26 protein-coding genes and 1 pseudogene are annotated in these 26,893 nt (G+C 60.5%); 17 read left to right on the top strand and 10 right to left on the bottom strand.

The features are described from left to right. Nucleotides 1-2: 2 nt before the first annotated feature. Together QTL94_RS28195 and QTL94_RS28190 are read right to left on the bottom strand one after the other, a co-directional pair. Nucleotides 3-1,739 (bottom strand): tetratricopeptide repeat protein, encoded by a 1,737-nt coding sequence (locus QTL94_RS28195; RefSeq protein WP_289803868.1) that lies wholly within the window; start codon nt 1,737-1,739, stop codon nt 3-5. 116 nt (nt 1,740-1,855) lie between these two features. Next, complete coding sequence (locus QTL94_RS28190; protein ID WP_354666079.1) at nt 1,856-2,176, bottom strand: hypothetical protein; 321 nt, start codon at nt 2,174-2,176, stop codon at nt 1,856-1,858. Nucleotides 2,177-2,418: 242 nt separating this feature from the next. Between QTL94_RS28190 and QTL94_RS28185 the strand changes: the two genes are divergently transcribed. The 8 genes and pseudogenes from QTL94_RS28185 to QTL94_RS28150 all read left to right on the top strand — a co-directional run bounded on the left by QTL94_RS28185 (nt 2,419) and on the right by QTL94_RS28150 (nt 10,519). Further along, complete coding sequence (locus tag QTL94_RS28185; protein ID WP_289803867.1) at nt 2,419-2,661, top strand: WGR domain-containing protein; 243 nt, start codon at nt 2,419-2,421, stop codon at nt 2,659-2,661. A gap of 201 nt (nt 2,662-2,862) precedes the next feature. Beyond that, nucleotides 2,863-3,873: pseudogene (locus QTL94_RS28180) on the top strand (transporter substrate-binding protein); the annotation flags it as partial. Continuing rightward, entirely contained in the window at nt 3,830-4,390 is a 561-nt protein-coding gene (locus QTL94_RS28175; RefSeq protein WP_289803866.1) for an ANTAR domain-containing response regulator, read from the top strand. The pseudogene QTL94_RS28180 and the gene QTL94_RS28175, both read left to right, overlap by 44 nt. After that, on the top strand, nt 4,390-5,238 hold the full coding sequence (locus tag QTL94_RS28170; RefSeq protein ID WP_289803865.1) for an ABC transporter permease: 849 nt from the start codon (nt 4,390-4,392) through the stop codon (nt 5,236-5,238). Before QTL94_RS28175 ends, QTL94_RS28170 begins: the two co-directional genes overlap by 1 nt. After that, a complete protein-coding gene (locus QTL94_RS28165) occupies nt 5,238-6,158 on the top strand; it encodes an ABC transporter permease (protein WP_289803864.1) in 921 nt (306 codons plus the stop codon). The genes QTL94_RS28170 and QTL94_RS28165 overlap by 1 nt, the downstream gene beginning before the upstream one ends. 26 nt (nt 6,159-6,184) lie before the next feature. Further along, the gene (locus QTL94_RS28160) at nt 6,185-7,804 is read left to right on the top strand and encodes an ABC transporter substrate-binding protein (RefSeq protein ID WP_065693045.1); all 1,620 of its coding nucleotides are present in this window, start codon (nt 6,185-6,187) and stop codon (nt 7,802-7,804) included. Nucleotides 7,805-7,871: 67 nt separating this feature from the next. Next, the gene (locus QTL94_RS28155; protein ID WP_065693046.1) at nt 7,872-8,816 is read left to right on the top strand and encodes an acetamidase/formamidase family protein; all 945 of its coding nucleotides are present in this window, start codon (nt 7,872-7,874) and stop codon (nt 8,814-8,816) included. Next, a complete protein-coding gene (locus QTL94_RS28150; RefSeq protein WP_289803863.1) occupies nt 8,813-10,519 on the top strand; it encodes an ABC transporter ATP-binding protein in 1,707 nt (568 codons plus the stop codon). The genes QTL94_RS28155 and QTL94_RS28150 overlap by 4 nt, the downstream gene beginning before the upstream one ends. Here the strand turns inward: QTL94_RS28150 and QTL94_RS28145 are convergent. Next, nucleotides 10,495-11,346 (bottom strand): response regulator transcription factor, encoded by an 852-nt coding sequence (locus tag QTL94_RS28145; RefSeq protein WP_289803862.1) that lies wholly within the window; start codon nt 11,344-11,346, stop codon nt 10,495-10,497. The genes QTL94_RS28150 and QTL94_RS28145 overlap by 25 nt on opposite strands. 192 nt (nt 11,347-11,538) lie before the next feature. Between QTL94_RS28145 and QTL94_RS28140 the strand changes: the two genes are divergently transcribed. The 6 genes from QTL94_RS28140 to QTL94_RS28115 all read left to right on the top strand — a co-directional run bounded on the left by QTL94_RS28140 (nt 11,539) and on the right by QTL94_RS28115 (nt 17,470). Beyond that, a complete protein-coding gene (locus QTL94_RS28140) occupies nt 11,539-12,633 on the top strand; it encodes an ABC transporter ATP-binding protein (RefSeq protein WP_289803861.1) in 1,095 nt (364 codons plus the stop codon). Nucleotides 12,634-12,656: 23 nt separating this feature from the next. Further along, a complete protein-coding gene (locus tag QTL94_RS28135) occupies nt 12,657-13,820 on the top strand; it encodes an ABC transporter substrate-binding protein (RefSeq protein WP_289803860.1) in 1,164 nt (387 codons plus the stop codon). Between the two features lie 97 nt (nt 13,821-13,917). Continuing rightward, the gene (locus QTL94_RS28130) at nt 13,918-14,784 is read left to right on the top strand and encodes an ABC transporter permease (protein WP_065693051.1); all 867 of its coding nucleotides are present in this window, start codon (nt 13,918-13,920) and stop codon (nt 14,782-14,784) included. Continuing rightward, a complete protein-coding gene (locus QTL94_RS28125) occupies nt 14,784-15,593 on the top strand; it encodes an ABC transporter permease (protein ID WP_289803859.1) in 810 nt (269 codons plus the stop codon). The genes QTL94_RS28130 and QTL94_RS28125 overlap by 1 nt, the downstream gene beginning before the upstream one ends. An 11-nt stretch (nt 15,594-15,604) precedes the next feature. Further along, the gene (locus QTL94_RS28120; protein ID WP_289803858.1) at nt 15,605-16,366 is read left to right on the top strand and encodes an SDR family NAD(P)-dependent oxidoreductase; all 762 of its coding nucleotides are present in this window, start codon (nt 15,605-15,607) and stop codon (nt 16,364-16,366) included. Between the two features lie 78 nt (nt 16,367-16,444). Continuing rightward, nucleotides 16,445-17,470 carry a hydroxyacid dehydrogenase gene (locus tag QTL94_RS28115; protein WP_289803857.1) on the top strand — a complete coding sequence of 342 codons (1,026 nt, stop codon included), beginning with the start codon at nt 16,445-16,447 and terminating at the stop codon, nt 17,468-17,470. 24 nt (nt 17,471-17,494) lie between these two features. Here the strand turns inward: QTL94_RS28115 and QTL94_RS28110 are convergent, their stop codons facing one another. The 7 genes from QTL94_RS28110 to QTL94_RS28075 form a co-directional block, all read right to left on the bottom strand. Next, nucleotides 17,495-18,262 (bottom strand): SDR family NAD(P)-dependent oxidoreductase, encoded by a 768-nt coding sequence (locus tag QTL94_RS28110; RefSeq protein ID WP_289803856.1) that lies wholly within the window; start codon nt 18,260-18,262, stop codon nt 17,495-17,497. A 437-nt stretch (nt 18,263-18,699) separates the two neighbouring features. After that, nucleotides 18,700-19,035, bottom strand: a complete 336-nt coding sequence (locus tag QTL94_RS28100; protein ID WP_289803855.1) for an ArsR/SmtB family transcription factor — start codon at nt 19,033-19,035, stop codon at nt 18,700-18,702. A 445-nt stretch (nt 19,036-19,480) separates the two neighbouring features. Further along, nucleotides 19,481-20,137, bottom strand: a complete 657-nt coding sequence (locus tag QTL94_RS28095; RefSeq protein WP_289803854.1) for a TetR/AcrR family transcriptional regulator — start codon at nt 20,135-20,137, stop codon at nt 19,481-19,483. A gap of 370 nt (nt 20,138-20,507) precedes the next feature. Further along, a complete protein-coding gene (locus tag QTL94_RS28090; protein WP_289803853.1) occupies nt 20,508-21,299 on the bottom strand; it encodes an amino acid ABC transporter ATP-binding protein in 792 nt (263 codons plus the stop codon). Beyond that, a complete protein-coding gene (locus QTL94_RS28085) occupies nt 21,296-21,964 on the bottom strand; it encodes an amino acid ABC transporter permease (protein ID WP_289803852.1) in 669 nt (222 codons plus the stop codon). Before QTL94_RS28085 ends, QTL94_RS28090 begins: the two co-directional genes overlap by 4 nt. Continuing rightward, on the bottom strand, nt 21,961-22,602 hold the full coding sequence (locus QTL94_RS28080) for an amino acid ABC transporter permease (protein WP_113521939.1): 642 nt from the start codon (nt 22,600-22,602) through the stop codon (nt 21,961-21,963). The genes QTL94_RS28085 and QTL94_RS28080 overlap by 4 nt, the downstream gene beginning before the upstream one ends. A gap of 85 nt (nt 22,603-22,687) precedes the next feature. Next, on the bottom strand, nt 22,688-23,515 hold the full coding sequence (locus tag QTL94_RS28075) for a transporter substrate-binding domain-containing protein (RefSeq protein WP_289803851.1): 828 nt from the start codon (nt 23,513-23,515) through the stop codon (nt 22,688-22,690). Nucleotides 23,516-23,748: 233 nt separating this feature from the next. Here QTL94_RS28075 and hutC point away from each other — a divergent pair, with 233 nt between their 5' ends. The 3 genes from hutC (at nt 23,749) to QTL94_RS28060 (ending at nt 26,880) form a co-directional block, all read left to right on the top strand. Continuing rightward, the gene (gene hutC, locus QTL94_RS28070; RefSeq protein WP_289803896.1) at nt 23,749-24,477 is read left to right on the top strand and encodes a histidine utilization transcriptional repressor HutC; all 729 of its coding nucleotides are present in this window, start codon (nt 23,749-23,751) and stop codon (nt 24,475-24,477) included. 13 nt (nt 24,478-24,490) lie between these two features. Then, nucleotides 24,491-25,429: a LysR family transcriptional regulator gene (locus QTL94_RS28065; protein ID WP_289803850.1), complete on the top strand. Its 939-nt coding sequence runs from the start codon at nt 24,491-24,493 to the stop codon at nt 25,427-25,429. Nucleotides 25,430-25,527: 98 nt separating this feature from the next. Then, nucleotides 25,528-26,880, top strand: coding sequence for an LLM class flavin-dependent oxidoreductase (locus QTL94_RS28060; RefSeq protein ID WP_289803849.1), 1,353 nt, complete (start codon nt 25,528-25,530; stop codon nt 26,878-26,880). Nucleotides 26,881-26,893: the final 13 nt, after the last annotated feature.

Raw genomic sequence — 26,893 nt, 5'->3', positions numbered from 1 at the left:
TCTCATCGAGCGCTGGCCAATGACTCCGTGTTGAACTGCGCCCCGGCCTTCGTCAGGCCAGCCTGGATGGAGGCCGTCAGCTGTGGGGAATATCGCCGCCAGGCCATCCTGCTCTCGAATGTCGATTCGAAGTCTGGCTCGCGCTGCTGGACTTCACTAAGCCGAGCGGCAACCTGATCGGAGCCCAGCTGAGCGAGGGCCGCGACTTTGAGCATGTCGGCATCGAAATCCCTGTGATTCAACTGCTCCGCCAGCAGGGAGGCTCCAGACCAGTCGCCCCGGCGATATGCATCGAGCGCAAGCACGAGAGTGGCTTCTCGCGGAACCGCGTCAACGTCACGTCCAGCGTCCTCAGCCAGTGAAACGCCCGCGTCCGGGTAGCCCGAATTGAACAAGACCATCGCCAGCTTCGCGCTGACGTCCGGATTGTTCGGATTGAGCGACAATGCCCTGTTGCCCGCACTGATCGCCGCCTCCGTCCTGCCGCTGTAAAAGAGCGCCGTCATCAATGCGATATGAGCACGATCAGAAACAGGCGCGAGAGACACTGCCCGGTTGGCAAGCTCAAGCGGGCGATTGAGCGCTATGGCTGTATTCACTTCTGCCTGTTGCGCGAGCAGAATTCTGGAAAGCGTGGCCGCCGCATCCGCGTCGTTCGGATCAGCGGCAATCGTCCTTTCGAGGCAGGAAGCAGCGTCTGCGAACGCCGCTGCCCCACCCTCGTCGAGCTCATACTCGGCGCGCAGGACACAGGCATTGCCAATCGACGCCTCAGCACTGCCATGCGTTTCGATATTGTTGATCGCGCTGCGCGCCGCTGCAAATCGCCGCGACAGCAAGGCCGCGAGCTCTGCTCTTGCGACGACCGCCGTCTTTCCCTTTGCATCCACATGCTGGACGCCTGACGTCAACAGATCGCCGGACCGTGTGTCGGTGATTTGCCACCAGACGCTGCGGTCATCGCCGTCACTGTAGTACTTCATGTCGATGGCATAGGTGTTTGCAACGGAGGGTCGAAGTTCGTCGGCAAGCGTACGATGCCGGGCTGGCCCTGCGACGACGCGCAATGTCTGGAACTGCGTCAGCGCCGTCAGCAGCATGTCCCTTGTCAGGCTTGCCTCTCCGCGTTGGTCGTCAGCGGCCGCCATCATCGTCACCGTCACGACCGGCTTCTCGGTATTGATCGTGCGGAAGGCAAGCCCAAGGCCGCCGATTGCGGTAGCTATGAGCGCGAGGAACAAAGCCGCCACCGCGGCCTGCCCACGGCGAGCCAACGGCAATCTGAAAGGCTGATCGGTAGCCACCGTGTTGGTCTTTTGGATGCCTTCATCCGAAACGCCACCGTCGAAGGTGGCCCGCTCGTCGGTCTTGCAGCCACCTGTCTGACGAAACTCCGCAACATAGCGCCCCCTCGGCAGCCGAAGCTCGACAGAAGTCTCCGAACCGTACGCCTCATAATACTGGTTCAGCGCGGATCTGATCCTGCTTAACTCGATACGGACGATCGGATCCATGGTCGAATCGAAATTGCTCGGACGACCAAGGACGTCGATGGCGATCTCGTAGGCCTTGGCGCTGTGATCTTCACCCGAAAACCGCCTGTCGGCCAAATACCGCAAAACGCTGGCCGCACGCTCGGTCGCATGGAATCGATTGTCGGAAAGAAGTCGCTCGAGTTCGGCGCGCGCCTCGACCTCCGGAACGGCGCTGGCCACAATATCACGCTGCTCAGTAGGCATCGCAGTTCCCCGCACGCAATGATCAACCGGACAAGCGCGGATATATTGCGCGCCTAACGATAGGTTGCAACAGCAAATGGAAAATAAATCAACGGGCGATTGCGCCATCAGATGGGCTATTCCGGAATGCCCCAGCGTTTGTCGAGACAGAGCTTGATGACGTCGTTCTCAATCTCACCGCAGATCGTCTCGTACTCCTCGACGAGCGTGTCACGAGAGGCGCCAGACCGCGCGCGAAGGCGTTCCAGCGCGACACTCGCATCCTCATACGCCTCGCAGAGCCCTTCGAGAGACGCGGATCTGGTGCTGATAAGCTGAAGGCGACCCCGAACCGCCGGCAGCTTCAGCATCAGCCGCCATAGCCCGCGCTGCGCGGCGTTGTTCGGCGCCGGCTCCGATGTGTTGCCATCCCCCATCATCCAACCACCTTGGGTCACAAGCTCACCCGACAGGCGGAGGGTACGCTACGGCGCGAGGCGGGGAAGTACGTAACGGTAAATGTGGGCGGCAGGGCCTCGCCTCCCGCAGCCCGCTCGGCCGACTTTGCCTGGGCGCTATCGCCCGGGGGCGTGACCCAAAGGTCCGACGCCACCAAGCATCAAACACGTGAATCGATCGGCGCCAATCGATTCAAATTTGTCGTTGGACGCTGACTCCTAGCCGAATCATGTTTCAGGTCATGAGCCAGCAACAGTCCAGCCTTCGCCTTCAACGTATAGACGTCACCAAAAACATGGCGCGCTACTACGCACTCTCGATCCAGCCGACATTGTTCGGCCAGACATCGCTGGTCCGCGCCTGGGGTCGTATCGGCACTCAGGGCAAGGAGATCGTACACATGTTCGAACGCGAGCAGGACGCCGTAGCGTTGCTTCGGAAAATCGCTGAAAAGAAGCAGAGAAAAGGCTACTCCGTCAAATAGCGAAATCATCCGCCGTTGCGTCAGCATATCGCTTGGACGAGGCTTGACAAACATGGTCTGCCTGTATTTTATCCAAGCCTGCGGATTAGGCAAAGCCATGCCGCAATCACATGACTTCGATAGTCGCTGGGCAGTTTCGCCTCATGATGCTCCATTCCTTGGATGGTTCGCGTCGTGGGGTTTTTTGTTTTTTGGTCTTTGATGAACGACACGCTGAAGATCGGGATCCTTTATTCCACCACCGGCCCCTATGGCTCGATGGGGCGCGACGCGCGCGCCGGCGCGGAATTCGCCCTGCGCGAATTTGCCGGATCGGCCGGATTGGCAATCGAGCCGGTTTTCTTCGATCCGCATGCTGATATCGCCGCCTACCTTGAAGGCGCGCGTCAGCTGTTGCGGTCCGGTTGCAGACATATTGTCGGAACAATCACCTCGGCAGCCCGCAAGGAAGTCATACCCCTCGTGGAGAAGCACGACGCGCTCCTTTGGTACATGTGCCCCTACGAGGGCTTTGAGGCCAACGAGAATGTCATCTATGTCGGCGGCTGCCCAAACCAGCATCTGATCCCGCTCTTCGAACATCTCATTCCCCGCTATGGCAAACGCCCCTATCTGGTCGGCGCCAACTATGTCTGGGGATGGGAGATGAACAGGCTCGCCCGCGAGTTGGTGACGAACGCCGGTGGCGAGGTGCTCGGCGAACGCTACCTTCCGCTTGAGGAAACCGCTGTCGAACGCATCGTCAGCGATATCGAACAACGCCGGCCGAGCTTCATCCTCAACAACCTGATCGGCCCCTCTAGCTACGCCTTCCTCGAAGCCATCCGGCTGCTTGGCGAGCGCGATGCAGCGTTTCGGCCGGAAAACTGCCCTGTCGTCAGCTGCGACCTGATGGAGTGCGAGCTGGACGACATTACGCCCGGCGCTGCCCTCGGCCAGCTTTGCGCGGCCTCGTATTTCGACAATCTCGCCACGCCGGAGAACGCGGCGTTCAAGGCGCGGGTCGCCGGGCATTTCGGCGCTGGCCGCAGGACCTCCGGCGTGTTCGCCAGCGCCTATACGGCGATCAAGCTCTGCACTGACGCGATTGTCACCGCCGGCAGCGACGATCCCATCGCGGTTCGACAGCAGCTTTATCAAGCGTCGTGGCCAACATTGTTCGGTCCGCTTGTCATCGACAGGGAAACCAACCACGCCGCCCTGCCGTTCCACCGAGCGACTGCACCGCCAGCTCCGCCTTCTCGGTCTCACCCCGAAAATACAATGGGCACCGCTCTCGGCCGCCGAGCTGCCTGATCTGGTCATCGTTGACGCAGATCAGGGCTGGGACAGTCTGCTTCCGTGGCACGGCGCAACGCCGACATGCCCGGTCGTCGCACTGCTTGGCTCGGAAGCGCCGGGCCGCATCGCCTGGGCCTTGGAGCAGGGTGCCGGATCCATCATTGCCAAACCAATCGCGGCATCGGCCGTCTACCCGGCGCTGGTCATGGCGGTGTCGATCCATCAGGAACGCAAGGCATCCGCCGAGCGATTGCAATATCTGGAAGAACGCGTGCGGCTCCGCCCGCTCGTTCACGCCGCAGTGGAGAAATTGATGACTGGTCGCAACATAGATGAGGAGCGGGCCTATGCCGTGCTTCGTGATTGCGCCATGCGCCGGCGGCTCCCGATAGAACAGATCGCGGCCTTCATCCTGGGCGGCGCCGAGCCGCTCCCGGAGGCCGGTTGATGCGCGTTTTGAAAGCCTTGTTTCGCCAGCCGGCAGCCCTGTTCGGCGTGGTCGTCGTTCTGCTTGTGATCCTGTTGGCAATCGCCGCGCCGTGGATCGCGCCATATAGCCCCGACGAGCAGATGTTCGATGGCCTGTCTCTGGAAGGCGCGCCGCTGCCGCCCGGCGGTCAGTTCCTGCTCGGCACGGATACGCTCGGCCGCGACCTGTTTTCGCGCCTGCTGTTCGGCGCCCGAACCTCCCTGCTCATCGGTCTTGTCGCAAACGGCATCGCTGTCGGCATTGGCCTCTTTATCGGCATTCTAGCCGGCTACTTGCGCGGCTTGCTCGGCAATGTGCTGATGCGGTTCACGGATCTGATGATGGCGTTTCCCGCATTGCTGCTCGCGATCGTCCTCGCCGCCCTCCTCAAGCCCAGCCTCTGGATCGTCGCCATGGTGATCGCATTGGTGAACTGGGTGCAGGTCGCACGCATTGTCTACACCGAGACGCGTGGACTGGTGGAGCGGGACTTCATCATGGCGGAGCGTTCGCTTGGCGCCGGCCATATGCGCATCCTCTTCACTCATATTCTCCCTCACCTGATGCCCACGGCGATCGTCTGGGGGACACTCGGGATTGCAACGACCGTGTTGCTCGAAGCGACGCTCTCCTTTCTCGGCGTCGGTGTTCAACCGCCACAACCATCATGGGGAAACATCATCTTCGAAAGCCAGAGCTACTTCCAGGCAGCGCCTTGGCTGGTCTTCTTCCCGGGAGCGGTCATCCTGTTGACGGCACTTTCCTTCAATCTCGTCGGGGATGCTCTGCGCGACATTCTTGATCCGACACAGCGGGGTAGAGGCTGATGGCGTTCGTCGTCCTTCGCCGCCTCGTCCAGGCAGCCCTCATCCTGCTTGGCGTCGCCGCCATCACCTTCGTCCTGTTGTACGCGCTACCGGCTGATCCTGCCCGGATGATCGCCGGCCGCAGTGCCACCACACAAACGGTTGCCAACATTCGGCATGAATTGGGGCTGGACCAGCCACTGCTCCTGCAGTTCTGGACCTACCTGACGAACCTGCTGTCCGGCAATCTCGGCCGCTCCTACGCGCAGAAGACCGAGGTGTGGACGCTGGTGGCGGCCCGCCTCCCGGCAACGCTCGTCCTGATGCTGGCCGGCATCCTGGTGGAAGTTGTCCTTGGCCTGATCCTCGGAACCCTCGCGGCGGTGCGCCGTGGCGGCGCCGTTGACCGGCTGGTGATGATGGCATCTTTCGTCGGCGTCTCAGCTCCGCAGTTCGTTGTCGCCCTGCTTCTGCTTTACGTCTTTGCCGTGACGCTCGGCTGGTTTCCGATGAGTGGCTACGGCACCCTCGCCCATGTGGTACTGCCGGCAACCACCCTCGGCGTCCTTGGCGCCGGCTGGTATGCACGCATGGTGCGATCGGCGATGATCGACGTGCTCAATCAGGATTACGTTCGCACCGCCCGCGCCAAGGGTCTCTCGTCGCGACGCATCATCTTTCGGCACGCGCTTCCGAACGCGATCCTGCCGATCATCGCCATGATCGGCATCGATATCGGTCAGTTCATGGGCGGCGTGGTTGTCGTCGAGGCCGTCTACGGATGGCCCGGCATCGGCCAGCTTGCATGGCAGGCAATCCAGCAGGTCGACATCCCGATCATCATGGGCGTGACGCTGGTATCGGCGCTCGCCATCGTCATCGGCAACCTGCTCGCCGACCTTGTCGCGCCGCTTATCGATCCACGTATCCGAACACGTTGACAGCAACCAAAGAAGGGGAACCTAATATGTTCAAACGCCTGCTCCAAACGACGAGCCTCGCGACGATGGTGGCGCTCGCGCCGCTCGCCGTCATGGCTCAAGATGCGCCCAAGCAGGGCGGCGACATCGTCGTTACCTACAAGGACGACATCAGCACGCTCGATCCGGCAATCGGCTACGATTGGGTCAACTGGTCGATGATCAAGAGCCTGTTCTCGCGCCTGATGGACTATGAGCCGGGAACACCGAACCTCGTGCCGTCCCTCGCAGAAAGCTTCACTGTTTCCCCCGATGGCCTCACCTATACCTTCAAGCTCCGCAAGGGCGTGAAGTTCTCGAGCGGCCGTGAAGTCGTTGCCTCGGACGTCAAGTACTCCATCGAGCGCGCGGTCGATCCGAAGACGCAGGGTCCGGGTGCCGGCTTCTTCGGCGCCATCAAGGGCTTCGAGGACGTGACTGGCGGCAAGGCAACCACGCTGGCGGGCATCGAGACGCCGGATGAATCGACCGTCGTCTTCAACCTGTCGCGCCCCGACGCGACCTTCCTGCATGTGCTCGCGATCAACTTCGCCTCGGTTGTGCCGAAGGAAGCCGTTGAGGCAGCTGGCGGCGATTTCGGCAAGAAGCCGATCGGCTCCGGCCCCTTCATCCTGAAGGACTGGACAATCGGCCAGCAGCTCGTTTTCGAACGCAACAAGGACTACTTCGTCAAGGACGTCCCGCATATCGACAGCTTCAAGGTCGAGGTCGGCCAGGAGCCGCTGGTTGCCCTGCTTCGCCTTCAGAAGGGTGAAGTCGATATCGCCGGCGACGGCATCCCGCCGGCCAAGTTCCTCGAGATCAAGAATTCGGCCGATGGCCCGAAGATGATTGTCGACGGCGAACAGCTTCACACCGGCTACATCACGCTTAACACCAAGGTTAAGCCCTTCGACAACGTCAAGGTTCGCCAGGCGGTCAACATGGCGATCAACAAGGAGCGCATCACACGTATCCTGAACGGCCGTGCCACGCCTGCCAACCAGCCGCTGCCGCCGCTGATGCCGGGCTATGACAAGGCCTTCACAGGCTATGCCTACGACGTTGCTAAGGCCAAGGCCCTGCTGGCTGAAGCTGGCTTCGCGGACGGCTTCGAGACGGTGCTTTACTCCACCAACACCGACCCGCAGCCGCGTATCGCCCAGGCGATCCAGCAGGATCTCGCCGCTATTGGCGTCAAGGCCGAGGTACGGGCGCTGGCACAGGCAAACGTCATCGCGGCGGGTGGAACCGAAGGCGAAGCCCCAATGATCTGGTCGGGCGGCATGGCCTGGATCGCCGACTTCCCGGATCCGTCCAACTTCTACGGTCCGATCCTCGGATGCTCGGGTGCGGTCGCTGGCGGCTGGAACTGGTCGTGGTATTGCAACGCCGATCTCGATAAGCGCGCTGTTGCCGCAGACTCCATGTCCGATCCGGCAAAGTCCGCCGAGCGTACCGCTGCCTGGGGCAAGGTGTTCACCGACATCATGGCTGATGCGCCGTGGGTTCCTGTGATCAACGAGCGCCGTGTTGTGGCGAAGGGGCTGCGCATGGGCGGTGCGGACAACATCTATATCGATCCGACACGCGTCATCAATTACGACGCCATCTACGTCAACCAATAAGCTCGGCAAGAGCAAACACCTTCCCGGCCGGTCCGGGAAGGTGCACTCATCCCAGGGAGATTTTGACATGTGTGTCGCCTGCACCCACACCATTCACCGCGCTCAGCACAATTTCGGCTGGAACAAGGACTTCGCTCCGGCCGTTGTCGCAAAGCCCGGCGAGACCATTCATTTCGAATGCCTTGATTCATCCGGCGGCCAGCTCGGCCGTGACGCCACCCTCGAGACGCTCAACAATCTCGATTTCGGCAAGATTAATCCGGTCACTGGTCCGGTCTATGTGGAAGGCGCCAAACCCGGCGACGCCTTGAAGGTCACCATCCGCCGCTTCGAGCCCTCCGGCCACGGCTGGACGGCCAATATCCCGGGATTCGGCCTGCTGGCCGATCAGTTCAAGGATCCGGCGCTGCACGTCTGGTCCTACGACGCCAACAGCATGGCGCCTGCGCTTTACGGTCCCGGTGGTCGCGTGCCGCTGAAGCCTTTCGCCGGCACGATCGGCGTCGCGCCGGCCGAGGCTGGCACCCATTCCGTCGTCCCCCCCCGACGCGTCGGCGGCAACATGGACATCCGCGACCTGACGGCGGGCGTTACGCTCTACCTGCCGGTCGAGGTCGATGGAGCTCTGTTCTCGATCGGTGATACCCACGCCGCGCAAGGCGACGGCGAAGTCTGCGGCACGGCCATCGAAAGCCAGATGAACGTCGAGGCAACGATAGAACTGGTCAAGGACGCCCGCCTGCAGACGCCGCGCTTCACCACCACCGAACCGGTCACCCGCCACCTCGATGGCGCAGGTTACGAAGTGACGACCGGCATCGGCCCGGACCTGATGACCGGCGCCCGCGAAAGCTTGATGCGGATGATCGACCTGCTCGGTTCGGAACACGGCATGAGCGCCGTTGATGCCTATCTTCTCTGCTCGGTATGCGGCGATCTCCGGATCAGCGAGATCGTCGACCAACCGAACTGGGTTGTCTCGTTTTACTTCCCGAGGATCGTATTCGCGTGATTTCATCTGCTCCCTCACCCGTTCTCACCGTCCGCAATCTCAGCATCGATGCCCTCACCCCCGAGGGCCGCAAGCCGGTCCTTCGCGATGTCGGCTTCGAACTCGCCTCCGGCGAGACGCTTTGTATCGCAGGCGAATCCGGGTCGGGGAAATCCGTGACGTCGCTCGCCATCATGGGTCTGCTCCCGAAGGCATCGCTTCGCGTGGCCTCCGGGAACATCCTGCTTGGCGAGCGGGACCTGCTGACGTTGTCGAACCGCGCCATGCGCGGCATTCGTGGTGGCGACATCGCGATGGTCTTTCAGGAGCCGATGACCTCGCTCAATCCTGTGATGTCGATCGGCGCGCAGTTGACGGAAGCCATTCGCGAACACCAGGGCAGCGACCAGGCTGAGGCCGTCGCGCTCAGGATGCTGGACGCCGTGCAGATGACGGAGCCTGCCCGGCGCCTGAAGCAGTTCCCGCACGAACTGTCCGGCGGCATGCGACAGCGCGTCATGATCGCCATGGCGCTCTCCTGCCGCCCCAAAGTGCTGATCGCCGATGAACCGACGACGGCGCTCGATGTCACCGTACAGGCCCAGATCCTGAAGCTGATGCGCGAGCTGAAGACCGAGTTCGGCACGTCGATCATCCTCATTACGCACGACATGGGCGTGGTTGCCGAAATGGCAGATCGCGTCGTCATCATGCAGCATGGGCGCATTGTCGAAACCGGCCCCTCGCTGGCCGTGTTTTCCGAACCGAAAGAGGCATACACCCAGCAGTTGCTGGCCGCCGTTCCCCGGCTAGGCGCACTGTCGGGCACCGACAGCCCGCCGCGCGTGACTGCTTCCCCGAAAGAGGCCAAGCCCAGGGAGCATGCGCCGGTGATGAACGTCACCGGTTTGAATGTTGTTTACGGCACCTCCGGCAGCCGCTTCTTCAAGGGCAAGCCGCCGGTGCGCGCGGTCAACGATGTTTCCTTCGACATCCTGCCGGGAGAGACGCTAGGTCTCGTCGGGGAAAGTGGTTCGGGCAAGTCGACCACTGGAAAAGCGGTCCTCGGCCTCATCCCGTTTACCGGCGATGTGCTGATAGACGGGCAGAATATTGCCGGGCTGGGACAGCGCGAGATGCGCCCGGTGCGACGTTCCGCACAGATGATCTTTCAGGATCCTTATGCGTCGCTTGATTCCCGCATGGCGGTCGGCGCCGCGGTCGCCGAGCCGATGCTCATCCACGGCATCGGCGACAAGTCGGAGCGGCGCGACCGGGTAGCCGAACTTCTGAAGCGAGTTGGGCTCACGCCCGATGCCGCGACTCGCTATCCTCACGAGTTTTCCGGCGGACAGCGCCAGCGTATTTGCATTGCACGCGCGCTGGCACTCGAGCCCAAGCTGATTGTTGCCGACGAGAGCGTTGCAGCGCTTGACGTTTCAGTCAGAGCCCGTGTCCTGGACCTGCTGCTTGAACTGCAGGAGACGATCGGCCTCGCCTATCTCTTCATCTCGCACGACATGGCTGTCGTCGAGCGCATGTCGCACAAGGTCGCGGTCATGCGGCACGGACAGATCGTCGAGACCGGCTCGCGGCGGGAAATCTTCGAGAACCCGCGTCAACCCTATACGCAGGCATTGATGGCGGCTGTTCCTGTCCCGGACCCGGCGCACTACAGGGCCGCGCGAGAAGAGCTCGTTTACCGCGAGGCCGGCGAAGCGTGAGCCTCGCTCGTCGCGCCGAAATTCTTGAGGTAGATCGATAGAAGCTGCGTTTGCGACGAAATGCCGAGCTTGCGGTAAACATTGCGTCGATGCACTTTGACCGTACCGGTCGAGATATTGAGCTTAAGGCCAATCGATTCCGATGAGTGCCCCTGAAGCACGAGGTCGACGATTGCCGTTTCGCGGGCAGTCAGATTGAGATCCTGCCAGACGGCATCCGCGGGTTGGAGCGCTGTTGCTTTTGCTCCGCGTTTCTTGCCTCGCTGTTGCCCGGCATTGAGTTGGGCGTCAAAGCGCGCAGCGAGGCCGGACCAATAATGCCGGGCCATCTTGGCGACCAGTGGCTCGACCTGCTTGAGCAATGCGGTCTCGGCAGCGGGAAATGCCCCCGTCTTTTCTCTCCGCATCAACGAGAGCACGATCGTGGTGTCGTTGTCCGCGGCGATGAAAAAGCCGACCTCCTCCGCCAGCCCCGTTTGCACATAATAGGTGCGGTAATACTCACTGGAAAAAAAGCGATCCGGCGCGAGCTCGCGCATGCGGAAGACGCCCGTCCGCCGGGCATGTGCCGTGTGATAGAATGGATCAAGGAGGTAGGGACCCGCCTGATAGAGCGTGACGAAAATGATGTGCTCCTTCGGATCGAAGGTGCTGTAGAGATCGATCGGCCGTTCCTTGCCGCGGTAGGCAAAGGCCACGACATAATCGAAGCGTACCAGTGCCGACATCATGCTCCGAAAGGTTTCGCCGAACTCGGCGTCGCTCATCGCCGGCTTGCCGACCGTCGCGCCGAAGGCTTCAAACAGCGCCTGCAAATCGGTGCTCATCCTGACGGAACCCTCCCCGTTTCCTCGCTGAAAGCCCGCGAGCGTGTATATACCTTCCATGAAGCCATTTTGGCTTAAATACCTCTCTCGGGGTATATACCGTAAGAGAGGGTGCGGCTTAGTCTTTTACCAACGACGGTGGCAAAAGGCAGCGCTAGACTGCCCACTCCAAACCAACCGCAGGGAACAGACGTGGGATCCGCTTCGACGAACGATATCGAGTTCCGTTCGGTCACCAAAAACTATGGCGCGGTGACCGCCGTAACGGACATTAATCTTCATGTGCCGAAGGGCGCCTTTCTGGCGCTGCTCGGCCCTTCCGGCTGCGGCAAGACAACTTGCCTGCGCATGATCGGCGGCTTTGAGCAGCCAAGCGAAGGAACGGTCCTGATCGACGGGCGCGAGATGAACGGCGTCCCCGCCTATCGCCGCCCCGTCAACATGGTGTTTCAGCACTACGCGCTGTTTCCGCATTTCAACGTCGAACAGAACGTTGCCTACGGGTTGAAACAGATGCGGCCGAAGATCGCCAGCGCCGAGATCGATCGCCGCGTTGGCGAGGCGTTGGAGATGGTACGCCTCGGCGGCTTCGCCAAGCGCCGCATCCACGAGATGTCCGGCGGCCAGCAGCAGCGCGTGGCGCTCGCCCGTGCCATCGTCAACCGCCCATCCGTTCTGTTGCTCGACGAGCCTCTGGCGGCGCTCGACAAGAAATTGCGCTCGGCGATGCAGATCGAACTGCAAACACTCCAGCGCGAACTTGGCATTACCTTCGTGCTGGTGACGCACGACCAGGAAGAGGCGTTGTCTATGGCCGATGTGGTCTGCGTGATGAGCGCGGGCCGGATCCGCCAACTCGGCTCGCCGCAGGAAGTCTACGACCGCCCGGCTGATCTTTTCGTTGCAGATTTCGTGGGCAAGACGAACCGCGTCACTGCAAAAATGGAAGCGGACCGCGCGACCATTAGACTCGCCGACGGGTCAGCGATCGCCGCCGGACCGCGCCCGACCGTCGCTGTAGGCGAGGCGATTGTTGCGATCCGTCCGGAAGCCATTCGCCTGTCGCGGCAACCGGTTGACGGCACTGCCTTCAAGGGCACGGTGACGCATCGCATCTTCCTCGGCTCTTCTGCCGAGTATGCGGTAACGGTGCCCGGCCTCGGTGATTTTCTCGTAACCGCAGATCGGCGCGGTGTGAGCGAAAGCGACCTTGTGGAACCTGGCGAAGCGGTGTTCCTCGCCTTCGACCCGCTGGCCGCGCATGTCTTTCCAGCAAGTGCAGCATAAAACCAAAACAAGGGAACAGCATCATGAGCAAGGACTACAAGGATAATCTTCCCATTTCCGCCGAAGGCTTCATGGACGAATTCATGCGCCTGAAGCGCGGCTCCGTAAGCCGTCGCCATTTTCTCGGCATTACCGGCCTTGGCCTTGCCACGGCAGTCATGTCGCGATTCCCGGGCGCGCTCTCGACACCTGCTTACGCTGCGGGCGAACTCGGAACGCAGATGTCTATCGCCACATGGCCGAACTATCACGACCCTGCGACATTCGACAACTTCAAGGCCGCAACCGGAGTCGCCGTTGAAGTCAACGTCTTCGGCTCGAACGAGGAAATGCTGGCAAAGCTGCAGGCCGGCGCGTCCGGCTGGTCGCTGTTCGTCCCGACCAACTACACGATTTCGACCCACCACAAGCTTGGCCTGATCGATGAACTCGATCTGTCGAAGCTCCCCAATTTCAGCCAGACGACGCAAAATCCGCGCTTCACCAAGGAAGGCCAGATCGACGGCAAGACCTATGCCGTGCCGAAGAACTGGGGCACGACCGGCTTTGCCGTCAACACGTCCAAGATCAAGTCGAAGCCGACCACATGGAAGGACTTCTTCGAGCTCGCACAGACGGAAGCCGATGGCCGCGCCATGGTGCACGACTACCAGCTGACGACGATCGGCAGCGCACTGGTTTCGTTGGGCTACGGCTTCAATTCGATCAAGGCCGATGAACTCGCCAAGGCAGAAGAGCTCCTGATCAAGGTCAAGCCGCATCTGTTCGCCATCAACAGCGACTATCAGCCGGCGATGCGCGCAACCGACGCCTGGATGACGATGTGCTGGACCAATGACGGCGCACAGCTGAACCGCGATGTTCCTGAAATCGCCTACGTGCTGGGCACGGACGGCGGCGAAATCTGGACGGACTACTATGCGATCCCGAAGGATGCGCCGAACAAGGCCGCGGGCTATGCCCTTCTCAACTTCCTGATGGATCCGGCGAATGCCGCCAAGGAGCACATCGCCAATGGCGCGCCGGCAACGGACAGCCGCGTGATTTCGCTGCTTCCGAAGGAGATCACCTCGAACAAGATCGTCTACCCCGACGAAGCATCGCTGACGCCGCTCGAGTTCGGCGCCGCCGTGACGCTGACAGATCCGGGCCGCGCCGAACTGATGGCGCGCTTCAAGTCGGCCTGATCTGACATCTGAGGCCCTCCGTCTGCTCTTCGTCCAACGCGAAGAGCAGACGGACGCAGCCTTGTTGCCCACAAACCAGCATTGTGAAGCCCATAGCATGGCCCTGACAACGGATACCAAGAAACGGCTCGTCACCGCCGCGCTGGTTGCGCCGGCGAGTGCCTGGCTCTTCGTGTTTCTGGTCCTGCCCTTCATTGCGATTGTCGTCTTCTCCTTCGGCGAGCGAGCACCGGAGGGCGGATACCAGGCGGCGTTTACGTTTGCGCAGTTCGCCAATCTCGGCTCGCGTGCTGCGGCCTTCAAGAACACGCTCATTCTTGCCCCGATCGGCGCATTTGCCTGCCTGCTCGTGGCGTATCCGGTCGCCTATTATTTGGCGGTCAAGGCAAGCGCGAAATACCGGCTTCTGCTGGTTTCGCTTGTCGTCGTCCCCTTCTGGACCAGCCTTCTCGTTCGAACCTATGCGTGGATGTATATTCTCGGTGCGCGAGGCATTCCGCATCTGCTGGAACTTGTCGGCATCGAAAATGTCCGCCTGCTGAATACGCCGGGCGCGGTCCTGCTTGGGATCGTCTACGGCTATCTGCCGCTGATGATCATGCCGATCTACGTCAGCCTGGAGAAACTGGATCGACGCCTGCTGGAGGCATCTGCCGATCTCGGCGCAAAACCGATCTCGACCTTCTTCGGCATCACGCTTCCGCTGTCGCTGCCGGGTGTCATGACAGGGATTGCTCTCGTGACCATCCTGCTGCTTGGCGAATATCTCATTCCGCAGCTTCTGGGCGGCGGCAAGGTGTTCTTCATCGGCAATGCGCTGGTGGACCTCTTCCTGCAGTCCCGCAACTGGCCCTTTGGCTCGGCAATTGCAGTTAGCCTCGTCGTGGTGGTTGTCATCGTGCTTCTCGTGGCCATGCGCATTGCTTGGCGCGTCTCGGGCACCCGCCAAGTGGATCTCGTCTGATGCGCAGTCTCGTTACCGCAGTTTACCTGTTCCTCTACACACCGATCGCCCTAGTCGTCCTATTCTCGTTCAATGCAGGCCGAAACGCTTCGGATTTCACCGGCTTCTCGACGCAATGGTACGGTAAGGCGTTGAGCAACACCTTCCTGATGGAGGCGCTGCAAAACAGCCTGATCATCGCAGTGACCAGCGCGATTCTTGCAGCCATTTTCGGCACCATGGCAGCCATGGGAATGGAGCGCCTCGGTCCGAAGACCCGTGCTGCGTTCGATGGCCTCTTTGCCGCCGCCATCGTCGTTCCAGGCGTCGTCATCGGCATTGCGACGCTGGTGGCGCTTGTCGAGGTGTTCGGCTTCATCAATCCGCTCCTGGCCGCCGTCTGGCCGGGCGAACAAGCGCCGAAACTGTCACTCGGCTACGGATCGATCATCGCCGCTCACGGCCTTTTCACGATGGCGCTGGTGACAATGATCGTCAAAGCACGCATCGCAAGCCTGGGGCGGGATATCGTCGAGGCATCCAACGACCTCTATGCCACACCGTTCACGACATTTCGCCAGATCGTGCTGCCACAGATCCTGCCGTCGATCCTCGCAGGCTTTCTACTCGCGTTCACCTTCTCCTTCGACGACTTCATCATCGCCTTCTTCGTCGCCGGTTCGAATACGACGCTGCCGATCTACGTGTTCGCATCCATTCGCCGCGGCGTCACGCCTGAGATCAACGCCATCGCCACCATGGTGCTCATCGCATCGCTGATCTTGATCCTCGTCGCGCGCTTCCTGATGCGCGACCGGAAAACGCAGTAACGGGAAATATCATGATCCTCAAAAATCGCGTCGCAATCGTCACGGGAGCCGGATCGGGGATTGGCCAGGCCGGTGCCTTGATCATGGCCAGTGAGGGTGCACACGTCGTCGTCGTCGATGTCGACTTCATGAACGCCGGCGAAACTGTGAACCAGATCGTGGCCGCTGGCGGAAATGCCGAAAGCCTGGTTCTCGACGTGACCGATGACCGCGCGCTCGAAGCCGGTATTACTGCGATCGCTGAACGCCACGGACGCATCGATATCCTCCACAATCATGCCGGAGCGCAGGTGGCAGGCGATCTCGAGGAGGTCGCGATCGACGGATTCGACAAATCCTGGAACCTGAACGTTCGGGCTCACTTCATCGCCGCGCGGTTCGCCATGCCGATCATGAAGAAGGCCGGCAAAGGCGTGATCCTCAACACGTCCTCCTCGTCCGGCGTGCTCTACGACCGCGAGATGATAGCCTACACAACGACCAAGCACGCCGTCATCGCCATGACCCGGCAAATGGCCGGCGACTACGCCCGCTTTGGCATTCGTGTGAACGCGCTCTGCCCAGGCTGGGTCGATACCCCCTTCAATGAACCATTCATTGCGCAGATGGGCGGGCGTGATGCAATCGAGACCTATGTTGCCAAGCAGGTGCCGCTCGGGCGCTGGGCAACGGTTTCAGAGATCGCCGAACCGATCCTTTTCCTAGTGTCCGACAGGTCATCCTACATGACGGGCCAGATTCTCGTCGTCGACGGTGGCGAAACCGTCGTCTAGCCGCGCCGCGCTGCACGGAAACCTCTTGCAGAAAACCTCTTTCTGGCGATGCTGCCTCAGGGAGCAGGAGGAGCCGTCATGAGCCGCGATATCATTTTGGTCGATCCGTTGCCGCGGACGCTCGAACTCATCATGGAGCCGGCCGTGCGTGCCCGGCTCGAGGCGCTTGGCGAGGTCGTCATTTCGGAAGATCGCCGCATGCCGGATGAGCAGGTCGAAGCGCTGTTGCCGGAGACCGTGCTCATTTTTGGCCAGACGGATATGCCGAAGGAGCGACTGAATCGTGCACCGAAGCTCAAGGCGATCATCAATGTCGAATCCAACTTCATGCCGAACATCGATTATCAGAGCTGTGTCGAGCGCGGCATCTGGGTGATCACGCCTGCCTCCGCCTTTGCCTCGCCCGTTGCCGAGGCATCGCTGGGGATGGCAATCGATCTTGCGCGCGGGATTACCCAGGCAGACCGCGACTTTCGGCAAGGAACGGAGGAATACGGCCTCGCCGGCAACAAGGGCGTCTTCCGCTTCGCCGGGGCCCCAATCGGGATTGTCGGCTTCGGCGATCTCGGCAAGCAACTTCGAGAGCTCGTTCGCCCGTTCAAGAACCCTGTTCGGGTATTCGACCCCTGGCTTCCGGGCGAGGTGATAAAGCGGCTCGATTGCGCGCCGTCGGACCTCGACGAACTCTTTCGCGAAAGCCGGGTTGTCTTCGTATTCGCAAGCGTCACGAGCGAGAACGAAGGCTTCATCGGCCGCCGGCAATTTGAACTGATGCAGCGGGGATCGGCGTTTCTGCTGATGAGCCGTGCCGCGGTCGTGGACTTCCCGGCCATGCTTTCTGCAGTCAAGTCGGGCCACATCAGGGCCGCGACCGACGTGTTCCCCGACGAGCCAGTGGCCGCGGACCATGCCCTACGGGCCATACCGGGCCTGCTCCTGTCCGCGCATAGGGCCGGCGGCACGCGCGATGCGTTCTACGAAATCGGCTCCATGGCCGTCGCTGATGCCGAATTGATCATGAGGGGATTGCCGCCACAGCTTTGCCGGCGCGCGGATCCGGCGACGGCGAGCCGGCTACGCTCGAAGCCGGTCTCCGTATCCTGATCGCGCGCAGAGACATTGTCGGCTTCAGATCGCCGTGAAGCCGTTGTCCACGAAAAGGTGCGCGCCGTTCACGAATCTGGAGTCATCGCTGGCAAGGTAGAGTGCCGCCCGCGCAACGTCCTCGGGCTCGCCGATGCGGCCCTGCTGGGCAGCGATGGCGGCATCCGACACATCGACGCCGAGAGCCTGGAGCTCTGACACCTCGCGCAATCCATGGGGCGTCCGAATGAAACCGGGGCATACGGCATTGCATCGAATATTGCGGTCCCGGAACTCGACACCAATCGCCCGCGCGAACATGTGGACCGCACCCTTGGTCGTGTCGTAGAGCACCTCCATCGGCGTCGCCGCGACGGCTGAAATCGACGAGGTGCAAACGATCGAGCCACCACCTGCCGCGATCATTCCCGGCAGCACGGCGCGCGTCATCAAGAACATGGAGCGGACATTGACCGCGTGAAGCCAATCCCACTCCTCGACGCTCGTTTCTAGGAAAGGCTTTATGACAATCGTGCCCGCGTGATTGAAGAGCACAGTCACCGGGCCAAATTTCTCTTCGACACCGCGAACTGCGTTGTTTACGGCCGTCTCGTCCGAGACATCCGCGGTCCAAAAGTCAGCAACACCGCCATCGTCGCGAATGGCCTTTGCCGTCTGCGCGGCTGCCTCGGCGTTGCGGTCGATGATTGCCACCTTCGCGCCCTCCGCCGCAAAGAGCCGTGACGCCGCTCCTCCCATACCGGTAGCGCCGCCCGAAATAATCGCGATCTTGCCGTTCAACCGTCCCGTCATGTTTTCCCCATATCATGTTCAAAATATTGCCCCAACGCGAGGCACGCGCTGTTTGAAAGCACGCGCGCGCCTTGCGCAGAGTATCAGAGGATAGCCACGATAGAAGGAGAAAGACGCTTACCAAACGTCGTTCGATTGCCGCAACGACGCCACACCGGACAGCGACTGGATCGCTGTCAGTTCGCTCCGGCTTTTAAGATACGATGGGTGCTCGCGTCCAAAGCATGACTTGCGTCCCTGCCATCTTTGGCGAGCCCGTTGGCGGTGTTCGCGCAAGAGGAAAGTGCGAGGAGCAGAGCGACGACGGCGGCGACTTTTGTCATTTTGTCTCTCAATCGACTTGTTGATGACAAGGACATGTCGCCGCAGCGCAGGAAAGCAAGGGCGCACCGGTCTACCGCTCTAGCCAGTCTAGCTAGAGCGCCCTGCCCGCGACATCACAGAGCGCGTTGCGCGACCGCCGGTTCCTCGTCGTTATCCAGCGACAGCAGTTCCCCGACCTGCGCCAACGCTCCCGTGATGACATCGGTGCGTATCGAATAGAAGACCGATTGAGACACGCGCCGGGTATCAACGAAATTACTCTCGCGGAGGATTGCAAGGTGCTGCGATAGGGCGGACTGGCCGATACCCAGCGTCTTCGCGAGAACCTTGACCTGGATCTCTCCACGGCGCAGATTTTGAAGTATTGCCAGGCGATTGGCGTTGCCCAGAACCGACATGTAGTCCGCCAGCAAGGCGATATCGGATGAGACCCAGGTGTCTTCCTGCATGAGATTTCCCTTTTAAGAAATGGCTCGAATGCACGGCAGCAGACCACGGCTGTCGGTTTGCCCAAACCGGCCTTCGAAGCGTTTTTGAATTTTGAGAATGGGTTACCGGCTAGACCGGTGAGTCCGTATGTACTGACGCTCGACGATAAACAAATCTGAGACGCAGTGGGACATCAGCACAAGGAGTTGGTGCTGATAACAGCTGCGATACCGCCGCCTGAGGCGAGCGACCATGCTGTAACAGGAGAGTGGACATCATGTTCACCTGATTGGAATGGAAACTGTCGACACCATCCTCCACACCATTAAAAAGATAGTTAAAAATCATCAGCTTCCCGGCCGAAACCGGGCTTTAAATCCCTTTATTTTAGACAATTCGGCAAATATGGTACTTTTCAGTACCCTTTTATCGCGTCATTTCGAGAATGGCACTCACGGAATACGGTCAGTTGGCGCCGACGCCTCTTGCAAAGATTGCAATGCACTGCCGCAGATGAGCCTTGCGCAGCTCGAGATTCGGCCACGCTTTCGCCTGTCCCTCGGGTGGCCTTATGCCACCGAAGATCATATCCATCAGCATCCGCGCACAGCTCTCAGGATTGCTGATCTCTGCCTTGCCAACCGTGGCTTGCTGCGAAAGCCAATCGACCAATTGTTGTCGCGACTTGAACATGCCCTCATCGTGCAGCATGTCCCGAAGCTCAGGAAACTGCCCGGACTCGCGCATCGCCAGGTGAATGAAAGCAGCGCGCTCCTCATCTGCTTCCTCATCCATATCAATCATGAAGATCGCCTCCAGTGCCTTTGACACGGGCAGATCCTCTTCTTCCGGTCGCGGCAGATCGAGCATCATCTGACGATGCGCGATCACGACTGCGCGGAAGAGATCTTCCTTACTCGCAAACAATCGATAGAGGGTCTGCTTGGACACGCCACTACGGGCAGCGACAATGGCTGTCGTCGTGCCCGCATAGCCCAGTTCGACGAATATCTTCTGCGCGAAGGCAACGATGTGCGCTCGCTTGGTCTCGTCGCTCGATACCTTTGGACGCCCGCGCGGCCTCGGAATCGAAATGTTGGCAGGGTCCCCGGATCCATCCATGAAGCGGCACTCGATTGGCAGCGACGACAGCAAAGGCTGCCAAACGCCCAGGCAGCCTGCCAGAGACGGCATTTTGCCAAGATGGTTTCTGTGCAGGACCACGGGATCAGGAACCGTTCAGTTCGCACCCATCACGTGACCCCATTTCCGTGGCAAAGCAGCTGTTCGCGACCTCCGAGTCGCACATCAGCCGCTACATCGCACCGTTGGCCGAACCTGCCTCGTGAAACCACTGAAAGTCAATCATTTTTGGCTAATGTTGGATTATCCGGCAAACAGAGGACTTCACAACCCCGTGTTTGCCATACCAGCGGACGACCACACGATCTGAGCCGGCAGCCGATCGGGTGGCGCCCGGTAGCCCGGTCGCTCAAAGCAGCATCGAGGCACCCCGATCGAGGTAAGTGTCCAGGAACTGCTCTAGGCGTGGATTCCTTGGCTTCTTGAACACATCCTGCGGGGCTCCGGTGAACAGAACCTTCCCGTGATCGAGGAACGTGATCTGCTGACCAACGGTGGCGGCAAAGCCGATCTCGTGCGAGACGACGACCATGGTCATGCCTTCGGCCGCCAGATCACGCATGACGTTCAGCACTTCACCCGTCAGTTCTGGATCCAGTGACGATGTCGGTTCGTCGAACAGCATGATCTTCGGCTTCAGCGCCAACGCTCGGGCGATCGCCACGCGCTGCTGCTGGCCGCCGGAGAGCTGCGACGGGTAATGCCCTGCACGACCTTCGAGGCCAACTTTGACCAGCTGCGCCATGGCGCGTTCCTCGGCGTCCTTGCGGCTCATCTTGTGAACCGTCTTCAAGGCTTCGCTGACGTTCCCGAGCGCGGTCATGTGCGGCCACAGATTGAACTGCTGGAACACCATGCCGATCTGGGCGCGGATCGTGCGGTTCGCAGCTGCCGATATGCGCTCGCGCGCGCCTTGCGCGTTCTCGGTGAAACCGAGCACCTCGCCATTGATCGTGATGATGCCGGAGGTGGCTTCCTCAAGGAACGCCATGCATCGCAGCAGCGTACTCTTGCCCGATCCGGATGGCCCGATCAGGCAGGAAACCTGCCCCTGCGGAATCTCGAGGTCGATACCGTGCAGCACCGTCGAGTCGCCGAACTTCTTGACGAGATTTTTGACTGCGATCGCGGGTAGGCTCATGCGTTGAAAAACCTCAATCTGGTAAGTTTCATTTCGACGAGATGGCCAAGCCTGCCGGTGATCTCGACGAGCACCCAGTAAAAGAGTGCCAGTACGGAAAGTGCTTCGACGAAGGCGTACTGCTGGGCGCCGATGGCGCTCAGTGTGGCGGTAAGCTCGGGAACGGTAATGATCGACAGAACCGCCGTCTCCTTCATCAGGAGCACGGCCATGTTCAGCGAAGGTGGCAGCACCAGCATGGTCATCTCGGGCAGTAGAATACGCCGGATGATCTGGCCTTGGGTGAGCCCGACACATTCGCCGGCTTCGATATGCCCCTTGGGAACGGCGAGGAAACCCGAGCGGAAGATCTCGCTATAATAAGCCGCCCCGTAAATAGAGATGCCGACTAGGCCCGCAGGCAGCGGATCAAGCGAAAGGCCAATGAACGGCCCTCCATAATAGACAAGAAAGATCTGGATCAGAAACGGCGTGCCACGCAGTAGCGCGACGATCAGGCCGAGCGCCTTGTCGAGGACGGGGCCGCCAAATCGCCGACCGACGGCCACGAAGAAACCGATCACGGCGGCAGCAAGCGTTCCAACGATCCAGATCATGATCGTCACGCCAGCACCGCTCAGGATGGCAGCGCGTTGGTCGAGAATGACGTTGATGTCGAAGGTCATCGCGGAACTCCTGGAAGGGAGCGTTCGATCAAGCTGCCGGCAAGCGCCACGATCCAGTTGATCACGAGATAGATGAGGCCGGCACAGGCAAAGATCTGCAGCGGCAGGAAAGTGCTGCCAGCAAGATCCTGCGCCATGCGTGTCAGCTCGACGATGCCAACGACCGACACCAGCGAGGATGCCTTGAGGATAAGGATCGCCTCATTGACGAGCGCCGGGAAGGTAAGCCGCAACGCGATTGGTGCCTTGATGCGGCGAAAGATCTGCGCCGGGGTCAATCCCACCATCTCGGCCGACTCGACAAGCCCGATGGGAACGCTGGCAAAGCCGCCTCGCAGGTTTTCGGCCTGATAGGCCGCCGTACACAACGACAGGCCAGTAATCGCGGCGACGATACTCGGCACGTTCAAGCCGATCGCGGGCAGCATGTTGTAGATCAGCAGCAACTGCACGAGCAGAGGCACGCCACGGAAAAAGCTGATGAAAATCTGGGCAGGCGCGATGAGAAGCCGCTTCTGCGAGAGAAGCATCCCGGAAAGGAGGATCGCGATCGCAAAGCCGATCAGGATCGACACGACGCTGATTGTCACCGTGTAGATCGACGCCTGCAGAAGCAGTTCGAAGAGTTTGATGGACATGTCCGGCTTTTGCCCGCCTGGCTGTCGTGGAGACCTGATCGCGCCCTGAAGTCACGGGGCGCGATCGGTTAACGATCGGCAGAAATCAGAATGCCGGATCCTTGACAGCGTCAGGCGTATCGAAGGTCGCGCCGAACCACTTCTTCTGCAGCTCAGCCATACGACCGTCGGCCTTGATCTTGAGCAGGGCGGCGTCGATCGCGTCCATCAGGGGCGCATGATCGGCATCCTTGAGACCGATAAAGCCAAAGTAGGACTTCTTGCCGAACGGCGGCAGAACAACCTCGAACGTTCCTTCGCGCTGCTTGGCAACGAATGCGATGTTCGGCAGCGAGTTCGCTACGCCGGCAATACGGCCGGCCGCCAGGTCCGCATAGGACTCCGTGAAGGCAGGATATTCGCGGATGTCCACCTTGGACGGCAGCGTTTCAGAGAACTCCTTGAGCTGGTCGAGCTGCGACGTCGCCTTACCGACTCCGATCTTCTTGCCGGCGATATCTTCCGGCTTGCTGATCGTGCTGTCGCCGGCCTTCTTCAGCACGGCAATGGTCGCTTCGGCAATCGGCGGAGTGAAGCGATAGCGCTCCATACGCTTCTTTGTGATCGTCGCAGGACCTGCAACGACGTCGAACTTTCCGGCTTCGAGTGCGGGGAAAACGCCGTCCCACGGAAGGGCGACCCACTCGATCTTGACGCCGAGTTCCTTGCCGATTTCAGCAAAGAGATCCACGTTCAGTCCGGCATGTTCGCCGGCATCGATAAAGTCAAAGGGCGCGAAGGCGGTTTCGGTCCCAACCTTCAGCGTGCCGGCGGCCTTGACGGCTACAAGCGTGTCTGCGGCGTGGGCCGACAGGGTTGCACCGAATATGAATGCTGCGCCGACGAGGCCCTTAAGCAACGAGTTTGCAATCATGATGTTGTTCTCTCCAGTTTTCCCTCCGCAAAGGAGGAGTTCCCGATTTCAGTCCCGCTGAACGGATTTCTATGATCCGCTTTTGACTATACAAATAGATATAGGCTAGCCTAAGGTGTCAACGTCAAAGTCGACGGAAGCAAATTTTGTGCCGAACGACCGCATCGGAAGCAATGCCGATTGTCGCCTCGCCCGACAGCAAGGGCGGGATGTCGCTGGGAGCAGGTGGCGTATTGATACCAATTCATCAAAGAATTTTCAAAGACATAGAGGCGAAAATCCTGAGCGGCGACTGGCGGCCGGGTGATCGCATCCCGATCGAACACGACCTGGTTGAGGAATATGGATGCTCCCGCATGACGGTTAGCAAGGCGCTTTCCACGCTCGTGGAACGCGGCCTTATCGTCAGGCGCCGGAAGGCCGGATCGTTCGTTGCCGCACCACAGATCAACCGCATGGTAATGGACATCCAGGACATCGGCACCGAAGCAGCTCTGGCCGGTTACGAGCATCGCTATGAGATACTGGTCCGAAAGATCGACACGCTCGCACCTGCCGAAGCGGCGCAGCTGCAGAGCACGGAGGGAGCCGAGGTCCTGCGAATTCAGTGCCTCCATATCGTGGATGGCAAACCGACCGCGATCGAACGGCGAATTATCCTGCTGGATACCGTACCGCAGGCCAGAGACGAGGGCTTTGCCGACGTGCCCCCAGCGAAATGGCTTTTGTCACAGGTGCCCTGGTCGAAGGCAAGGCATGTGATCCGCGCCGTATCCGCCGACGCAACAATGGCCCGGGTGCTGCAGATCGGTCGCGGAGAGCCCTGCCTCAATCTCATCCGCCAGACGTGGCAGAACGACCGCCTGGTCACCTATGTCGAGATCACGCATCCCGGCGAGCGTTTCCAGTTTGCAGGCGTCTTCCATCCCGCCGAGACGCTTGTTTCTCGTCACCAATCGTAGCGAGGCTTCCCTGATGACCGACGAGCAGTACTTCAGGGCAGTTCCGCTTAAAGGCTTGCAAGCATTCGAAGCGGTCGGTCGCTGTGGAAGCGTTACGGCGGCCGCAACGGAGTTGAACGTCTCTCCGGGCGCCATCAGCCAGCAGATACGGAAAATCGAGAGCTTCCTTGGGGTAACTCTCCTGGAACGCAGCGGCCGAACGGCCGAACTGACGCTCTGGGGCAGGCTTTACCACCGGGAAATTTCCAAGGGCTTCGAGCAATTCGCAGCCGCCGAGCAGATCCTCGCACGGGCGCGCAACGAGAACGCGCTGGTGCTGAGCGCGTTGTCATCCGTGGTCAACAAATGGATCGGCCGGCGCATTTTCGATTGGCAGGCGCTCCATCCCGATGCGCATGTCAGGGTGACGGGCCGGGACCGCGAACCCCGCATGGGATTTGACGAGGTCGACTTTCGCGTGAGCTACGGCTCCGACGTGCTCCAGCACGACCATTATACGGAGCTGTTCCGCGATTGGGTCGTGCCCGCCTGCTCCCCTGCCCTGATCGACGCCAAGACTGTGCCGGCTTCCGCGCTGCTTCGCTATCCGCTGCTTCATGTCGAATGGGAACGGCATTTCACGCCCTACCCCAGTTGGGCAGAATTTGCCGAGAAAGTCGGCGTCCAACTCAAGGAGACCTCCACAGGGCTTTCCTTCACCCTCTCGAGCAGCGCTATCGATGCGGCCGTCAACAAGCGCGGCGTCGTTCTTGCCCAGATGTCGATGATCGCGGACGAGCTCGAGGCGCAGACTCTGGTCATCCCCCTCGATGTCAGGATCCCGCTCCGGGAAAGTTACTTCCTCGCCTGGGATCGTTCCGCGCTACAGAAGCCGTTCGGGACAGAGTTCCGCGACTGGGTTATCGCCATCTCCCGGCGACAGGCGACCGTCTCGGCACCCTCCACTCTTTAGAAAAACTAAAACGGAAGACAGCTTGCTCGATATTGATGAAAAAAGCCGCGCGGCGTTAATTTGCGCATATCGATGGTGATCAGCCTCAGGAGGGCTTAATGGCGCGAACCGACAAGATGAAACTCGGCACCTTCGTCTACACGTTCGGCTTTCACCCGGCCTCCTGGCTTCACCCTGCCAGCAGTGTCCACGGCGCCAATGATTTCAGCCACCTTCTGGATGTCGCCAAACGGTCGGAAGCGGCGAAACTCGACTTCATGTTCATGGCGGATTCACCGGCGGCTGCCGTCGGTGATCCTGATGCGCTTGCGCGGATCCCGACGAAAATGAACCGCTTCGAGCCACTTTCCTTGCTCTCGGCTCTTTCGGTCACGACCGAAAACCTCGGCTTGGTGGCAACGGTATCGACCAGCTACTACGAACCGTACAACGTCGCGCGCCTCTTCGGCTCCATCGATCATCTGAGCGGCGGTCGCGTGTGCTGGAACGTCGTAACCTCCGACCATGACGAGACGGGTTACAACTTCAATCGCGAAGGGCTCGACCCGCATGCACTGCGCTACGAGCGCGGCAATGAATTCGTCGACGTGGTCTTCGGGCTGTGGGACAGCTTCGAAGAAGGCGCCCTGCTCCTCGACCGCGAGAGCGGCGTCTATTACGACAAGACCAAGCACCACACGCTGAACCACAAGGGCAAGCACTTCCAGGTACGCGGTCCGCTCAACATTGCGCGTTCGCCGCAGGGTCGCCCCGTAATTGCGCAAGCCGGCGGCTCTGAGCCGGGCATGGACATGGCCGCCCGTACGGCAGAGGTCGTCTTCAGCCTTGCATCCAACATCGAGCGCAACAGGGCCTTTTACGATAACGTCAAGCGCCGCATGCCGGCCTACGACCGCAACCCCGATGATCTGAAGATCATGCCGGGCGTAGTCCTGAACGTCGGAGAAACTCAGGCCGAAGCGCAGGCAAAGGTCGACTACCTGATCGACAAGATGCATCCCGATGTCGGGCGCCTGATGCTCTCGGAATTCCTTGAAACCGACCTGCGCGGCGTCCCGATGGACAAGTCTTTCCCGATGAACAGACTGCCAGAGACGCCGAAGGGCTCGCGCGCGCTGTTCGACGAGCTTGTTGATTTCGTGAAGAGCGGGCGCACGGTCGGCGAACTGGTGCGTCACTACGCCGAAAAGCACACGGGCAACGGCATTACGGGCACACCGGTTCAGATCGCCGACTTCATGGAAGAATGGTTCGAGACACGTGCGGCCGACGGCTTCATCCTGATGTTCCCGACGTTGCCGGCAAGTCTCGACGATTTCGTGCGGCTCGTTCTGCCGGAGTTGCGCCGCCGCGGCCTGTTCCGCGAAGAATATGAAGGCAAGACCCTGCGCGAGAATCTTGGGCTTTCGATGCCCACCAATCGGTTTGCAGCTACCGCGCCCCAGGGCTGAACACGGAGGCAGG

The organism is Rhizobium sp. S96, assembly GCF_030382195.1.
Lineage (GTDB): Bacteria > Pseudomonadota > Alphaproteobacteria > Rhizobiales > Rhizobiaceae > Rhizobium.
The sequence above is the reverse complement of the archived record's forward strand: the minus strand, read 5'-3'. Positions and strand labels throughout refer to the sequence as shown.

Bases quoted from the DNA above. Each gene is read 5' to 3' on its own strand.
- QTL94_RS28195 (WP_289803868.1), bottom strand. From the start codon at position 1,739: ATGCCTACTGAGCAGCGTGATATTGTGGCCAGCGCCGTTCCGGAGGTC.
- QTL94_RS28185 (WP_289803867.1), top strand. From the start codon at position 2,419: ATGAGCCAGCAACAGTCCAGCCTTCGCCTTCAACGTATAGACGTCACC.
- QTL94_RS28170 (WP_289803865.1), top strand. From the start codon at position 4,390: ATGCGCGTTTTGAAAGCCTTGTTTCGCCAGCCGGCAGCCCTGTTCGGC.
- QTL94_RS28165 (WP_289803864.1), top strand. From the start codon at position 5,238: ATGGCGTTCGTCGTCCTTCGCCGCCTCGTCCAGGCAGCCCTCATCCTG.
- QTL94_RS28160 (WP_065693045.1), top strand. From the start codon at position 6,185: ATGTTCAAACGCCTGCTCCAAACGACGAGCCTCGCGACGATGGTGGCG.
- QTL94_RS28155 (WP_065693046.1), top strand. From the start codon at position 7,872: ATGTGTGTCGCCTGCACCCACACCATTCACCGCGCTCAGCACAATTTC.
- QTL94_RS28145 (WP_289803862.1), bottom strand. From the start codon at position 11,346: ATGAGCACCGATTTGCAGGCGCTGTTTGAAGCCTTCGGCGCGACGGTC.
- QTL94_RS28135 (WP_289803860.1), top strand. From the start codon at position 12,657: ATGAGCAAGGACTACAAGGATAATCTTCCCATTTCCGCCGAAGGCTTC.
- QTL94_RS28130 (WP_065693051.1), top strand. From the start codon at position 13,918: ATGGCCCTGACAACGGATACCAAGAAACGGCTCGTCACCGCCGCGCTG.
- QTL94_RS28125 (WP_289803859.1), top strand. From the start codon at position 14,784: ATGCGCAGTCTCGTTACCGCAGTTTACCTGTTCCTCTACACACCGATC.
- QTL94_RS28120 (WP_289803858.1), top strand. From the start codon at position 15,605: ATGATCCTCAAAAATCGCGTCGCAATCGTCACGGGAGCCGGATCGGGG.
- QTL94_RS28115 (WP_289803857.1), top strand. From the start codon at position 16,445: ATGAGCCGCGATATCATTTTGGTCGATCCGTTGCCGCGGACGCTCGAA.
- QTL94_RS28110 (WP_289803856.1), bottom strand. From the start codon at position 18,262: ATGACGGGACGGTTGAACGGCAAGATCGCGATTATTTCGGGCGGCGCT.
- QTL94_RS28100 (WP_289803855.1), bottom strand. From the start codon at position 19,035: ATGCAGGAAGACACCTGGGTCTCATCCGATATCGCCTTGCTGGCGGAC.
- QTL94_RS28095 (WP_289803854.1), bottom strand. From the start codon at position 20,137: ATGGATGGATCCGGGGACCCTGCCAACATTTCGATTCCGAGGCCGCGC.
- QTL94_RS28090 (WP_289803853.1), bottom strand. From the start codon at position 21,299: ATGAGCCTACCCGCGATCGCAGTCAAAAATCTCGTCAAGAAGTTCGGC.
- QTL94_RS28085 (WP_289803852.1), bottom strand. From the start codon at position 21,964: ATGACCTTCGACATCAACGTCATTCTCGACCAACGCGCTGCCATCCTG.
- QTL94_RS28080 (WP_113521939.1), bottom strand. From the start codon at position 22,602: ATGTCCATCAAACTCTTCGAACTGCTTCTGCAGGCGTCGATCTACACG.
- QTL94_RS28075 (WP_289803851.1), bottom strand. From the start codon at position 23,515: ATGATTGCAAACTCGTTGCTTAAGGGCCTCGTCGGCGCAGCATTCATA.
- QTL94_RS28065 (WP_289803850.1), top strand. From the start codon at position 24,491: ATGACCGACGAGCAGTACTTCAGGGCAGTTCCGCTTAAAGGCTTGCAA.
- QTL94_RS28060 (WP_289803849.1), top strand. From the start codon at position 25,528: ATGGCGCGAACCGACAAGATGAAACTCGGCACCTTCGTCTACACGTTC.